Genomic DNA, 13637 nt, shown 5'->3' with positions numbered 1-13637 from the left:
GTGGTCGCTTCGACCGCATGGCGGCGCGTCTGAAAGTCTTCACCTGGTCCGACGGCTTCCACGCCTTCACCGTCGCCGCGTCATCGCGACCCAAGGCGCTCGAGGCCTGGGGCCTGACGGGCGACATCTTCAAGACCGGCCTGGCCAAGGAAGCCTCCGCCGACGGGCCCGACAACGCCGCCGCCCTCGCCTCCCCGGGGTCGGTCGTCACGCGCGGGCTGGCCGTCGACATCGGCGAGACCAGCCGCCGCAAGGCCCCGGCCAGGAAGGTCGTCTCCGAAAAGGCGCGGCGGCGCGTCACCGACCTCGAAGCCCGTCTTGAAGCGCTGGACGGCGAACAGACGAAGGCCCGCGAAGCCCTGGAGGCCCGCCGCGCCGCGCTCGATCAGGCGCAGGCCGATCTGCAGCGGGATCAGGCCGCCGCGCGCGCAGGCCTCGAGCGACAGCTCAAGACGGCCCGCGCGGCCATCCGCTGATCAGATCAGCCCATAGCCCTTGGGCAGTTCGGCATAGCGGTGGACCCGGGTCGACAGGATCAGGCCGAAGCCGAACATCACGGTCATCATCGACGACCCGCCATATGACAGCAGCGGCATCGGCACCCCGACCACAGGCGCGAGTCCCATGACCATCGCGCCGTTGACCAGGACGAACACGGCGAAGAAGGCGACCATGCCCGCCGACGCGAGGCGGCCGAAATGGCTGTGGGCCAAGGACGCGATGCGGAGGGCGATCAGAATGACCGCGATATAGCAGGCCAGAACGGCGAAGGAGCCGAGAAAGCCGAACTCCTCGGCGACGGTCGAGAAGATGAAATCCGTCTGGCGTTCGGGCAGGAATTCCAGCTGGCTCTGGCTGCCCAGGCCATAGCCCTTGCCGAGCAGCCCGCCGGATCCCAGGGCGATCTTGGACTGGATGATGTTGTAGCCGGTGCCGGACGGGTCGGACTCGGGGCTGAGGAAGGTCAGGACGCGGTTGCGCTGGTAGTCGTGCATGACGAACATGACGAACGGCGGGATAATGGCCACGACCGCGGCACCGCAGGCGGCGATGACGCGCCAGCTCAGGCCGGCGAAGAACATGACCGCCGCCCCGGTCAGGCCGATGACCATGGCGGAACCCAGGTCGGGCTGTTTGGCCACCAGCAGGAAGGGAACCCCGATCATCGCCGTCGGGATCAGCAGCTTCCACGACCACCGCGCTTCCTGGGCGGTATGGCTGTGGTACCAGCGCGCCAGGGCCAGGACGAGACCCAGCTTCATGAACTCCGCCGGCTGGATCCGCATGAAGCCCAGGTTCAGCCAGTTCTTCGCGCCGCCCGCGACATAGCCGAGCGGGGTGAACTCGATCATCAGCACCAGCAGGAGGAGGATACCGTACAGCGGATAGGCCGCCCGGAACCACCATTTCGGATGCAGCATGGCGAGGCCCAGCATGACCACCAGCAGGGCCCCGAACCGGATCACATGGTTGATCGCCCAGGGCCGCCAGTGACCGCCCGCGACCGAATACAGCATGGCGGTGCCGACGAAGGCCAGCAGGCACAGCAAGCCCACCAGACGCCAGTCCAGCTCGCCGATCTTGACGGACAGGCGATCGCGTTCGCCGGGACGGGTCAGGGCCGAGGACGTCATTGCGGGTCCGCCGCATAGGGACGCGGTCCGACATCGGCAGTCGCAGGCGTCGGCGCGGGGGCCGAGGCGGTCTGGGCCGCCAGCGAGGGCCCCTCCGCGTCGCCGGGATAGGAGGTCGCTTCGGCGAATCCGGATTGTTCGATCCGGGCGCGGATCTCGGGATCCTTCAGCAGGGCCACGCGCATGACTTCGCGCGCGCGCGGGGCACCGGCGGTGCCGCCGCCCATCCCGCCGTGCTGAACGATGACCGAAACCGCATACCGCGGGTTGTCGATGGGCGCGAAGGCGATGAACAGATTGTGGTCCTTTTCCTGCCAGGGTCGCCCGGCCCCCTTGCGCGATCCCGCCCCATAGTTCCGTGGCTGCGCGGTTCCGGTCTTGCCCGCCATGCGCACGGGACCCAGCCCCAACTGGCTGTTGCGGAAACCGGTCCCGCCGACGTCGGTCACGGCCTCCATGCCGTCCCTCAGCACCTTCACCAGTTCGGGGTCATAGGGCAGGTCCGCGAACGCGGCCCCCATGGCCTGCTCGATACCGCCGATGGACTTGATCAGCCGCGGCATCACCGCCTTCTGGCCATTGGCCAGCCGCGACGTATAGACGGCCAGTTGCAGGGCATTGACCGTCAGCGCCCCCTGCCCGATCGCATAGCTGGGGGTCTCGCCCGGATACCATTTGCCGTCGCCGCGCACGGGGTTGTCACGCCGCCACTGACGATCGGGCACCAGGCCGGGCTTCTGACCGCCGATGCCGATATCGAAGACCTGGCCCAGACCCAGGTCGCGCGCCGTCTGGGCGATCGCGTCCGGTCCGATCTCGACCGCCAAGGTCATGAAATAGACGTTGCACGACGCCTTGATCGCGCCCCGCATGTCGAGGGAGCCATGCGTGCCCAGGCAGGCGAACCGACGGCCGAGGTAATAGCCGCCCGTACACGTCACCCTGCGATCGGGGCTCACCCCCCGCTTGAGGGCCGCCAGGCCGACCACCGGCTTGAAGGTGGATCCCGGCGCGAACGTCCCGTCGATCGCCTTGTCGGTCAAAGGACGCCGCTCATAGTCCGCCAGGGCCCGGTAGGTGCGGCTGGGCACACCGCTGACGAACAGGTTCGGATCGAACGACGGCGCGGACACCATGCAGAGGATGTCGCCGGTGCGCACATCCATCATCACGCATCCACCGGCCTCCTCGCCGAAGACCTCCAGCGCCCGGTTCTGAACGTCGGCGTCCAGCGTCAGGACCACGTCCTTGCCCGGCACGGCGGGCCGAGATCCCCCGACGTCCTCGGCCACCACCCGCCCCCGGACATCGACCTCGACCCGGTTTCCGCCCGCCTCGCCGCGCAACTGCGGATCCAGCGCCTTTTCGATCCCGGTCCGACCGATCCGAAAGCCGGGGTTGTAGAGCATGGCGGGGGCGTCCTCCCCCTTGGCCTTGATGGCCGCGATGTCCCGGTCGGACACCTTGGCGACATAGCCGATGACATGGGCGAACGCCCCGCCGAAGGGGTAGTACCGCGCCTCGTTCATGTCCGCCATGACGCCGGGCAACTCGGGGGCGTAGATGTTGACCTTGGCGAACTCCTCCCAGGTCAGATCGCTCTTGACCGGGACCGGCGAGAAGCGGGGCGCGGCGTTGACGTCGCGAATGATGGCGCGCCGGCGATCGACGGTGTCTGGCAGGAGCCGCCCCAGCAGGTCCAGGGTCTGGTCCAGGTCCTTGGTCTCGTCACGCACGACCAGGACCCGGAAGCTGGGCCGGTTGCCGGCGATCACCTGTCCGTTGCGGTCCAGGATGCGCCCGCGGGGTGGGGGCACGAGGCGGAAGTTGAACTGATTGTTGGACGCCAGGGTGGCGTATTCCTCGGCCTGGACGACCTGAAGCTGAGCCAATCGAACGGTCAGCGCGGTCACGCCCAAGGTCGCCAGGCCGCCGACCACCAGCGTGCGCCGCAGGAACGATCCCTGCCGCTCATTGACGTCGGAGAAGAAGATCGAAGGCTCGCTCATCGGAACCGCACATCGCCGTCATCGAACCGCTGGACCATCCAGTCGGCGATCGGAAAGAGCAGCAGCGTCGGAATCACCTGGCTCAGAAGGGCCAGGAGGCTCGGTGCCCGCCCGGCGTCCAGACTAACCACCAGATACGCCATCAAGAAGGCGCCCGTCGTACACAGGGCGTACCAGACGAACAGGACCTGGGTCTCCTGACCGGCCAGCAGGCTGCGGGACCCGAGAACGACGGCATAGACCGCCAGCAGGCACAGCGGCCACAGGCCCATGGTCCCGCCCCAGAACATGTCGAGGAACAGCCCGAGGCCGAAAAGCACAGCCGGCGCCATCATCGAGGGGCGGATCAGCGGCCAGGCGAAGGCGAGCACCAGCGGCAGCACCGGCTCCGGCAGCTTGAGCCCGAACAGCTCGACCGGGGTGGCCAGGATCAGGGTGGCGGCCATGCAGACGAGCGCGGGATAGATGACCCATTGCAGCGGGCCGACCACGCGGACCTGCACCCCGCGTCTCACGCCGCGCCTCCGGGCGGAGGCTCTGAAGGCGTATCCGCCGTTGGCGACGCGGGCGTTGCTGCCGGGGCCGGGCGCTCGGGGGCCGGGGCCGGGCGAGCGGGCGGCGCGGCGGCGCGCGAGGGGGCGGGGGCGGTCTCACGGGCCGCACCTTGCGCGGGCGGCTGGGACGGGGACTGCGTCTGACGCGTGGCGGGGGCCGCAGGAGCCGTCGAGGGGGGTGTCGGGGCCAGGCCGGCCAGCGGCGGCGCGTTCAAGGCCTCACGGTCCGCCAGCTGGGCGAAATCCTGGAACAGCATGATGCGGACGTAGTCGATGGCGCCCCGGTCGCTGAACAGCTTGACCCGCCAGGAGCCGTCGATGCCCTTGGCGACGACACCGATCGGCACGCCGCGCGGAAAGCCGCCGCCGTCGCCCGAGGTCAGGACCCGGTCGCCCGCCTGAACGGCGTCCACGCCTCGGATGAACTCCAGCTTCGGATTGCCGGACCCATCGCCCGTCAGCAGGGCGCGGGCGTCGGTGCGATCGATCAGAACAGGCGTCCGGCTGGCCACGTCGGTCAGCAGCAGCATCCGGCTGACCCCGCCGGTCACCCCCACGATGCGACCGACCAGGCCCTGTTCATTGATGACGGGATTGCCGACCTGAACCCCCTTGTTGGACCCGGCGTCGAGCAGACGGGCGTTCACGAACGGACCGCGCGATTCGGAGACCGATCGCGCCGTCGCCAGGGCGACCACCGGCTCGGTCCGCAGGCCCAACATGGCCTCGTATCGCGCATTGACGTTCTTCAGGGCGATGGCCTGGTCGCGCCAGGGTTGGAGCTCTTCCAGCTCCCGTTTCAGTCGGCGGTTTTCCGACACGGCGAAGAAATAGCCGCCGACGAAGTCGGTGACCGCGCCGGTCCAGCGCACCGGGGCCGCGAACAGTCCGTTGATGGGGCCGGCGCCGGCGTCGAAGCCGGCCCGGACAGGACCATAGCCGTCCGCCGCCGCGTCATGGCGGCGATCGGCGACGATGAGCAGGACGGATGCTATCAGGGCGACCACGACCACCACCGCGGCGGTCCACACCAGCGGTACCTTGAACTGATCGAACGGTCCGTCGCGAAACGCCACGGCCTGCCTTCCCAAAAAGAGTCAGAATCGGCGGGACGCCCCCCGCCGCTGTGCGCAGCCTATCGCAAAAAGCGAGCCACAATGAAACCGGCGAATTGGCTGCAATCGCGGGGATTTGCAGCGCCGCGCGACCCCCGGCCTAGAGGGCCGAGTCGAGCACGCCCTTCATCCACCGCGGATGCTCGAGCACGCGTCCGCAACCGATGGCCACGCACGACAGGGGATCGTCGGCCACCGAGACCGGCAGGCCGGTGTGGTCGCGAATCTCGGCGTCCAGGCCCCGCAGCAGGGCCCCGCCGCCGGTCAGCATGATGCCCTTGTCGGCGATGTCGGCGGCAAGTTCCGGCGGCGTCGCCTCCAGCGCCACCTTCACGGCGTCGATGATCTGCGACACGGGCTCGGCCAGAGCCTCGGCCGCCTGACGCTCGCTGATGCGAACTTCGCGCGGCACGCCCTGCATCAGGTCGCGACCCTTGACCTCGATCGACAGGCCTTCGCCGTCGGCCGGGATGCGGGCGGTGCCGATGTCCTTCTTGATCCGCTCGGCGGTCGTCTCGCCGATCAGCAGGTTATGGTTGCGGCGCATGTAGCTGATGATGGAGTCGTCCATCTTGTCGCCGCCCACGCGAACCGAGCGGGAATAGACGATGCCGGACAGCGACAGCACGGCCACCTCGGTCGTGCCGCCGCCGATGTCGACCACCATGGAGCCGGTGGGCTCGTGGATCGGCAAGCCCGCGCCGATCGCGGCGGCCATCGGCTCGTCGATCAGACCGACGCGGCGGGCCGAGGCGTTCAGGCACGAATCGTTGATCGCGCGCCGCTCGACCGCCGTGGCGCCCGAGGGCACGCAGACGATGATCTTGGGGTTCACGAAACCCTTGCGGTTGTGAACCTTGCGGATGAAGTGCTTGATCATCTCCTCGGCGACTTCGAAGTCGGCGATGACCCCGTCGCGCATCGGGCGGATGGCTTCCATGTGGCCCGGCGTGCGGCCCAGCATCTGCTTGGCCTCGATGCCCACGGCGTGGACGATCTTCCGTCCACCAACGTTCCTCAGCGCGACCACCGACGGCTCGTTCAGGACGATCCCCTTGCCCTTCATATAGATGAGGGTGTTGGCGGTCCCCAGATCCATGGCGATGTCATTGGAGATGGCGCCGAAGAGGGAAAAACTCATGGGGGTCGGTTACCGTTCGGTTGGGGCCTTCAAGGCGCTGCAGATGAGCCGGTTTCGGCGACGCCCCACCCGATGCGTATCCCCATACGCAAAGGGTTTCCTGATCGTCCTCGCCTGACCGGCTGTTCGCTCGTTTGCCCGCATGGGCAGGTTAATACAAGCCCCGATCCCGTCCGGGGGCATAGGCGCGATCACGACCCGGTTATGGCTCCGCTTGGGCTTTCTCCCTGTCCGACGTCGGAGCATCAGTCCGCTTCGCCGCCGGCCCGCTCGCGACCCTTCACCAGTTCGCGCACGCCCAGCATCAGCCCCACGGCCACGACCGCGACGCCGGCCAGGATCAGCGACGTCCAGACACCGTCTCCGCTGACCGCCGCGACCACGGCCCCGCCGAAGAAGGCGACCAGGGCGGTTTTCGGCAGCACCCCCAGGGCGCAGCCCGTCAGAAAGGCCGGGAAAGAGGCGCGGGTGGCTCCGAACGCCATATTGACGACGATGAAGGGGGCGGACGGCACATTGCGGATCATGAAGCTCGCATAGAAGGCGTTCTCGCCCACGAAGCGCTTCAGTCGGTCCAGGGTGGCCCCGCCGAACCGGTCCAGGATCCGCGCCGTCGGGCCGCGTCCCAGCCAGTAGGTCACCCCCGCCGAGGTCACCGTCGCCGCCCAGCTGTAGAAGAAGCCGAGGGTCGGCCCGAAGGCGACGACGCAGGCGGCGATCAGAATGAACTGCGGCGCGCCGATGAAAGCTGCGGCGACGAACAGCGCCACGGTCGCCGCGAAGGCCCACGGACTGCCGCGATACCCCTGAAGCCAGCCCTCCAGGTTCGCCTCGGCCGCCAGTCCGAACTGGCTCTTGCCCAGCGCCAGCAACGCCAGGGTCGCGCCCAGCAGCAGGGCGGCCGCCAGCGCGGTCCGCCAGCGACGGGCCTCCATATGCAGGATGAAGTCGACGATGGCCTTCATGAGAGGCGCTTAGCACCGCTGGCGCAGGCCGCGCGAGCCTCGCCGTTTGATCCGCGTTTCGCATCTGCGTAAGAGAACGGTGCCGCTCTCCCGGGGAATCGCCGATGTCCGATCTTCAATCCACCGCCCTCGCCCGCGTCCAGCCGTCGGCGACCCTCGCCGTGACCGCCAAGGCGCGCGAGCTGAAACGCGCCGGCCGCGACGTCATCGGCCTCGGGGCCGGCGAACCTGATTTCGACACGCCGCAGAACATCAAGGACGCCGCTATCGCCGCCATCCAGCGCGGCGAGACCAAATACACCGACGTCGACGGCATCCCCGAGCTGAAGGCCGCCATCGTCGCCAAGTTCGCGCGCGAGAACGACCTGACCTACACCGCGGCCCAGATCCATGTCGCCTCGGGCGGCAAGCCGGTGATCTACAACGCCCTGGTCGCCACGCTGAATCCCGGCGACGAGGTCATCGTGCCGGCCCCCTACTGGGTCAGCTATCCGGACATGGTGCTGCTGGCCGGCGGCGAGCCGGTCTTCGTCATCGGCGCGGAGTCCGACGGCTTCAAGCTGCGGCCAGAGGTGCTGGAGGCCGCCATCACGCCCCGCTCCAAATGGCTGATCCTCAACAGCCCGTCCAACCCGACCGGGGCCGCCTATACCCGCGCCGAGCTGGAGGCCCTGGCCGAGGTCCTGCGGCGTCATCCGCAGGTCTGGGTCCTGACCGACGACATGTACGAACACCTGATCTACGGCGATTTCGACTACACCACGATCGCCCAGGTGGCCCCCGACCTCTACGACCGCACCCTGACCGTCAACGGCGTGTCCAAGGCCTATGCCATGACCGGCTGGCGCATCGGCTACGCCGGCGGGCCCAAGGCCCTGATCGACCTGATGCGCAAGGTCGCCAGCCAGACGACCTCCAACCCGGCGTCGATCAGCCAGTGGGCGGCGGTCGAGGCCCTGAACGGCCCCCAGGACTTCATCGCCGAACGCGGAGCCGCCTTCGAGAAGCGGCGCGATCTGGTGGTGTCGATGCTGAACCAGGCCACGGGCATCCGCTGCCCGAACCCCGAAGGGGCCTTCTACGTCTATCCGTCGATCGAGGGCCTGATCGGCAAGACGGCCCCCGACGGCACCGTGATCAGCGACGACGCGACCTTCACCACGGCCCTGCTCGAGGCCGAGGGCGTCGCCGTGGTCCAGGGGGCCGCCTTCGGCCTCAGCCCCTATTTCCGCATCAGCTATGCGACGTCGGAAAGCGTGCTGGAAGACGCCTGCGGCCGGATCCAGCGGTTCTGCGCCAACCTGCGCTGACGCCCGACAGGACTAGCTGGCGCGGCTGACCGCGAAGTCGGCCAGACGCTCCAGCGCGCCGCGCCAGTCGCCGGCCGGCAGGGCCCGCAGGGCGGCCTTGGCCGCGTCGGCATAGTCGCCGGCCGCATCCAGGGTGGCCGACACGGCGCCGGTGCCCACGATCAGCTCGCGCGCGCGGCGGAAATCCTCGTCGGTGCGCTGGCCGCCGTTGATGGTCCGGTCCCAGAAGGCGTCCTCGCGCCCCCGAGTGCGCGACACCGCCAGCAGCAGCGGCATGGTCACCTTGCCCTCGCGGAAGTCGTCGCCCGCATTCTTGCCCAGGGCCTCGGACGACCCGCCATAATCCAGGGCGTCGTCCGCCAGCTGGAAGGCCAGACCCAGGTTCAGCCCATAGGACCGCAGCGCCGAGGTCGTCGTCTGGTCGGCCCCCACGCCCACGGCCCCGGATTCGGCCGCCGCCGCGAACAGCTCGGCGGTCTTGGCCGAGATGATCCGCAGATAGGTCTCCTGGTCCAGGTTCAGGTCGTGGGCCCGGGTCAGCTGCAGCACCTCACCCTGGGCGATCACGCTGGAGGCCTGGGCCAAAATGCCAAGCGCGCGGATCTGGTCGGTCTCGACCATCAGTTCGAACGCCCGCGCGAACAGGAAGTCGCCGACCAGGACGCTGGTGGCCGAACCCCAGATCAGGTGGGCCGCGACCTTGCCGCGCCGCCGCTCCGAGCCGTCGACCACATCGTCGTGCAGCAGGGTCGCCGTGTGGATGAACTCGACCGAGGCGGCCAGCTTGCGCGCCGCCGTCAGATCGGCCTCGGGCCGGTCGACCGTCGCCGATCGCGCTGCGGCGATGGTCAGAAGCGGCCTCAGCCGCTTGCCGCCCGCCGAGACGATATGCTCGGCCAGCAGAGGGATGACCGGCACGCTGGACTGCATGCGGTCCAGGATCAGGGCGTCGACCGCCGCCATGTCGACCTGAGCCAGCCGGGCCAGGGCCTCGGCGTCGCCCCGGTCCCTCGCGGGATGGGCTCGGGGCGCGGTCAAAGTGACGGCATCCAACGGAAATCTCTCTCAAAATCGCGGCGCGCGGGAGGATCGCACCGCTTCTTCATCGCGCCCGCTTGCAGCAAACCGCTTCGCCGGACAATGGTGACGCCACCATGAGGGGTCAAGCCGCGTGACCGTCGCATCACCATCGTCCGCCGTCGTGGCGCAGGCCGAGCCCACCGAGAACGCCCTGCTGGGCGGAAAGGTTCGCCTGCTGCAGGCCGCGGACGGTTATCGCGCTGGCATGGACGCCGCCCTGCTGGCCGCGGCGGTCGCGGCGCAGCCGGGGCAGCGGGTGCTGGAAGCCGGGTGCGGCGTCGGCGCGGTTCTAACCCAGATCGCCGTACGCCGGCCAGGCGTGGCCTTGACCGGCATAGAGCGTGACGCGAGGGCGGCCGCTCTCGGGGCCCGCAATGCCGTCCTTAATGGACTGGAAGACCGGATGGCCGCGGTACAGGCCGACGTGGCCGGGGGCTTCGCCGCGCTCGGCCTCGAGCGATTCGACTGGGCCGTCAGCAATCCGCCCTTCTTCGATCACGAGACCGCGCTGCGGCCGCCCGCCCCCGCCAAGCGTGGGGCCTGGATCGCCGACGACGGTCTGGCGGCCTGGACGCGCTTTCTGATCGACGGCGTCCGCGACGGGGGCCGCATCGTCGTCATCCACCGGGCGGACCGGCTGGCCGATCTGCTGGCCCTGCTGGGCGAGCGGTGCGGGTCGTTCGCCATCCGCCCGATCCAGCCCTTCGCCGACCATCCGGCGAAACGCGTTCTGGTCCAGGCCGTGCGCGGGGGACGCGCGCCGTTGACGCTACTGCCCGCCCTGGTTCTACACGACCGGTCCGGGGCCAAGCATACGGCCGAGGCGGAGGCGATCCTGACCGGCAAGGCTGGACTGGACTCCGAAAAACCGAGTTCACAGAGTCCAAAATCGACAGGAACCCAGGCGAAGCCCCTCGGTTGAAACGCTTTCTTCGTTTTGGACTCTCGTGGCCGAGAGTCCGTTTTCCGTCCATCCCGCACGTCTCCGTCTCGGCGGCTCCATCAGGCCGGATGTCATCCTAGACGGCCGGTGCGTCAGTATCGGTCGCGCGCCGCGTGGACGAGGCTGGGTCGCTGAGGGTAGGAGAAGCCATGTCCCTGCGCCCCCTCTTCGTCACCCAGGTCTATGAGGCCACCCTGGCCACCGTGCCCGGTTTCGCCGACTTCAACGCCGAGCTCGTCGAGGCCTGCCGCATGCTGGCGTCGGAGGACGGGGCCGGCCGGGCCTGGAGCAAGACGCACAATTACCGCGGCTACACCTCCTACAGCTCGCTGAACGACCTGCCCCAGCGCCTGCCCGAGTTCGCCGAGCTGAAGAAGCATCTGGACCGCCACGCCCTGGCCTATGCCCGGGGCCTGAATTTCGATCTGGCCCGCAAGCCGCGGCTGGACACGATGTGGGTCAATATCCTCAAGCCCGGCGGGGCCCATTCCGGCCATCTGCACCCCCACGCCTTCCTCAGCGGCACCGTCTATGTCGAGGTCCCCGACGGGGCCTCGGCGCTGAAGCTGGAGGATCCCCGCCTGCCGATGATGATGGCCCGACCGGGCGTCGACCCGGCCGCCCCCCAGTCGGAACAGCCCTTCGTCTATCTCGCCCCGCAGGCCGGATCGGTGCTGATGTGGGAAAGCTGGCTGCGCCACGAGGTGCCGGTGAACGCGGCCAAGTCCGACCGCATCTCGATCAGCTTCAACTACGCCTGAGGCGTCACGGCAGCTTCAGCAGCCGATCGAGGCTGAAAGCCCCGGCCCCGAACCGGATCAGGTAGAGCAGCAGTGCCGCCCAGAGCAAATGCGTGGGCCAGCCCGACGGATAGACGAAGATCTGGATCACCAGGGTCATGCCCAGCAAGGCCAGGGCCGACACCCGCGTGGCCAGGCCCAGGACGATCAGAACGGGGAACAGGTGTTCGGCATAGGTGGCCAGATGGGCGGCCAGGGCGCTCGGTAGCAGGGGCACGCGGTACTCCTCCGCGAACAGGAAGTAGGTGCTGTCGGTGAGGGTCAGCAGGCCTTCCACCTTGGTACGGCCCGACAGAAAGAAGACCGCCGCGATCGCCCCGCGAACGATCAGGGTCAGCAGGTCGAGTGGCAGCGCCCGCTCGATCCCGCGCACGATCGGATCGAAGGCGGCGGCGGGATTTCGCGCGATGCCGTCAGAGGTCGTTGTCATAGCGGAGCGGCTCCTTCTGAAGTCCGGAAAAAACGCCCATGCCGATCAGATCGGTCAACAGGCGGGAGAGGTCGAGGGTCGGGCGATCCAGGCGGAGCCTCGCGGCGGCCTGGCCCAGCGGCAGGTCCTGGCGACACAGATCGAGGAACCGCCACTGTGCGTGGCTGAGCCTGTGATGCCGCACGGGCCCGTCAGGCCGCGCCAGGAGCAGCCCTTCGGACTGTTCGTCCCAGACCACGGCGGTTCGGGGGTCGCTGTCCGGACGGTTGGCCAGCCAGACCGAGGGCACCGTCCAGTCGAACCAGAAGACCCGGACCGAGGGATGCAGGCGCGCGCGCAAGCCGAACAGATCCGCAGACGACAAGACGGCGAAGTCCGCCGCGCGCATGACCGACGCGTCCGGCGCGCGATGCGCTTCGCTCCAGGCCCGGTCGATGCGGGCGATCGGAGCCAGAAACGGCAGGTCGATCGCAGGCGGAAAGGTCTCGAGCCAGTCGGCGAAGGCGCCCCCATAGTCATCCATGACCGGATTGCCCGGCGGGTGGGCCCGGGCATGGATGACGGCCGCGTCGCGAAACCAGGCGTCTCCGACCAGCCGGGCCACGGTCGGATAGAGCGCGGCCAGGGCGTCGGCGCGCGCCTTGGCGATGGTGTTCCGATAGACGGCGAGGCCCGGAAGGCCGGCCTCCGGGGTTGAAAGCCAGGGCGTCAAAGCCGCGTCGTCGCCCTCGATGGCCGCCTGCATGGCCGCATGAAAGGGCTCAGCCACAGCGCATCCCCTCGACGCGAAGCACGACGGCGGCGCGTTCGCGCTCCGCCATCAGCGCGGCGAACGGAGGAATGTCGCCGTCGCGCTCGATCAGGGTCGGACGCGGACCGATCCGCCGGATCGTTCGCGCGTAGAGATCCCACACGGCTTCCGAGACGTCTGCCGCGTGGGTGTCGATCAGCAGGGCCTCGCCCCACTCCGGATCAGGCGCATGGCCCGCCAGATGGATCTCGCCGATCGCGTCCGACGACAGCGCGTCGATGTAGGTCGTGGCGCTGCCACCGACATTGTTGGCGCTGACGTAGACGTTGTTGATGTCGAGCAGCAGACCGCAGCCGGTCCGGGAGACGAGCCGATTGAGGAAGTCGGGTTCGCTCATCTCGTGTCCGGCGAGGGGCAGATACAGCGACGGATTCTCGATCAGGAGGGCGCGCCCGAGAACGTCCTGGGCGCGGGCGACGTTGTCCGCAACCCGATCCAGCATGCCTTGCGTCCGTGGAAACGGCAGCAGATCCGGGTGATAGACGCCGCCCCGCTGGGACCAGGCCAGGTGCTCGGACATGAGGAAGGGTTCGAACCGGTCGGCCAGGGCCCTGAGCCGCGCCAAATGCTCCAAATCGAGCGGCTCGTCGGCCGCCAGCGAGAGGCCGACGCCGTGGAGCGACAGGGGCTTGTCGCGCCGGATCGCCTCCAGCCAGGCCAGCCGAGGCCCGCCCTCGACCATGTAGTTTTCCGCGTGGACCTCGAACCACAGACCGGCCGCGGGACAGGCCAGGGCCTCTTCGTAATGGAGGGGCTTCAGGCCCAGCCCCACCGTCGGCCCGGGGGGAACGGACCGACCGGGGCGCTGTCCGGCGACCGATCTGTGCGACATCGCGCTAAACCGA

Annotated in this window: 14 protein-coding genes; 4 read left to right on the top strand and 10 right to left on the bottom strand. The window is 68.9% G+C overall.

The genetic code is table 11. The features are described 5' to 3' along the window. The first annotated feature begins 17 nt into the window (after positions 1–17). On the top strand, positions 18–476 hold the full coding sequence (locus tag BZG35_RS07950) for a hypothetical protein (RefSeq protein ID WP_077355151.1): 459 nt from the start codon (positions 18–20) through the stop codon (positions 474–476). Here the strand turns inward: BZG35_RS07950 and rodA are convergent, their stop codons facing one another. From rodA to BZG35_RS07920, 6 genes are all read right to left on the bottom strand, one after another. Then, the gene (rodA, locus tag BZG35_RS07945; protein WP_077355150.1) at positions 477–1634 is read right to left on the bottom strand and encodes a rod shape-determining protein RodA; all 1158 of its coding nucleotides are present in this window, start codon (positions 1632–1634) and stop codon (positions 477–479) included. Further along, the gene (gene mrdA, locus BZG35_RS07940; protein WP_077355149.1) at positions 1631–3643 is read right to left on the bottom strand and encodes a penicillin-binding protein 2; all 2013 of its coding nucleotides are present in this window, start codon (positions 3641–3643) and stop codon (positions 1631–1633) included. Before mrdA ends, rodA begins: the two co-directional genes overlap by 4 nt. After that, positions 3640–4158, bottom strand: a complete 519-nt coding sequence (locus BZG35_RS07935) for a hypothetical protein (protein WP_253189310.1) — start codon at positions 4156–4158, stop codon at positions 3640–3642. Before BZG35_RS07935 ends, mrdA begins: the two co-directional genes overlap by 4 nt. Next, entirely contained in the window at positions 4155–5273 is a 1119-nt protein-coding gene (mreC, locus tag BZG35_RS07930; RefSeq protein ID WP_077355148.1) for a rod shape-determining protein MreC, read from the bottom strand. Before mreC ends, BZG35_RS07935 begins: the two co-directional genes overlap by 4 nt. A gap of 139 nt (positions 5274–5412) precedes the next feature. Then, positions 5413–6453, bottom strand: a complete 1041-nt coding sequence (locus BZG35_RS07925) for a rod shape-determining protein (RefSeq protein ID WP_013269710.1) — start codon at positions 6451–6453, stop codon at positions 5413–5415. 245 nt (positions 6454–6698) lie between these two features. Then, positions 6699–7418, bottom strand: coding sequence for a TVP38/TMEM64 family protein (locus BZG35_RS07920; protein WP_077355147.1), 720 nt, complete (start codon positions 7416–7418; stop codon positions 6699–6701). Between the two features lie 104 nt (positions 7419–7522). Between BZG35_RS07920 and BZG35_RS07915 the strand changes: the two genes are divergently transcribed. After that, on the top strand, positions 7523–8728 hold the full coding sequence (locus BZG35_RS07915) for a pyridoxal phosphate-dependent aminotransferase (RefSeq protein ID WP_077355146.1): 1206 nt from the start codon (positions 7523–7525) through the stop codon (positions 8726–8728). A gap of 12 nt (positions 8729–8740) precedes the next feature. Here BZG35_RS07915 and BZG35_RS07910 read toward each other — a convergent pair whose 3' ends face one another. Then, entirely contained in the window at positions 8741–9781 is a 1041-nt protein-coding gene (locus BZG35_RS07910; protein WP_150125971.1) for a polyprenyl synthetase family protein, read from the bottom strand. Between the two features lie 118 nt (positions 9782–9899). On the opposite strand from BZG35_RS07910, the gene BZG35_RS07905 reads away from it, so the two are divergent. Next, entirely contained in the window at positions 9900–10730 is an 831-nt protein-coding gene (locus tag BZG35_RS07905) for a tRNA1(Val) (adenine(37)-N6)-methyltransferase (RefSeq protein WP_077355145.1), read from the top strand. A gap of 170 nt (positions 10731–10900) precedes the next feature. Next, positions 10901–11512 (top strand): TIGR02466 family protein, encoded by a 612-nt coding sequence (locus tag BZG35_RS07900; protein WP_077355144.1) that lies wholly within the window; start codon positions 10901–10903, stop codon positions 11510–11512. Positions 11513–11516: 4 nt separating this feature from the next. Here BZG35_RS07900 and BZG35_RS07895 read toward each other — a convergent pair whose 3' ends face one another. The 3 genes from BZG35_RS07895 to BZG35_RS07885 are packed head-to-tail and all read right to left on the bottom strand — an operon-like array spanning position 11517 to position 13624. Next, a complete protein-coding gene (locus BZG35_RS07895; RefSeq protein WP_077355143.1) occupies positions 11517–11981 on the bottom strand; it encodes a DoxX family protein in 465 nt (154 codons plus the stop codon). Beyond that, positions 11965–12750, bottom strand: a complete 786-nt coding sequence (locus tag BZG35_RS07890) for a DNA-binding domain-containing protein (protein ID WP_150125970.1) — start codon at positions 12748–12750, stop codon at positions 11965–11967. The genes BZG35_RS07895 and BZG35_RS07890 overlap by 17 nt, the downstream gene beginning before the upstream one ends. After that, positions 12743–13624 carry a DUF692 domain-containing protein gene (locus tag BZG35_RS07885; RefSeq protein WP_077355141.1) on the bottom strand — a complete coding sequence of 294 codons (882 nt, stop codon included), beginning with the start codon at positions 13622–13624 and terminating at the stop codon, positions 12743–12745. Before BZG35_RS07885 ends, BZG35_RS07890 begins: the two co-directional genes overlap by 8 nt. Positions 13625–13637: the final 13 nt, after the last annotated feature.

The sequence above is a fragment of the Brevundimonas sp. LM2 genome, from assembly GCF_002002865.1.
Lineage (GTDB): Bacteria > Pseudomonadota > Alphaproteobacteria > Caulobacterales > Caulobacteraceae > Brevundimonas.
The sequence above is the reverse complement of the archived record's forward strand: the minus strand, read 5'-3'. Positions and strand labels throughout refer to the sequence as shown.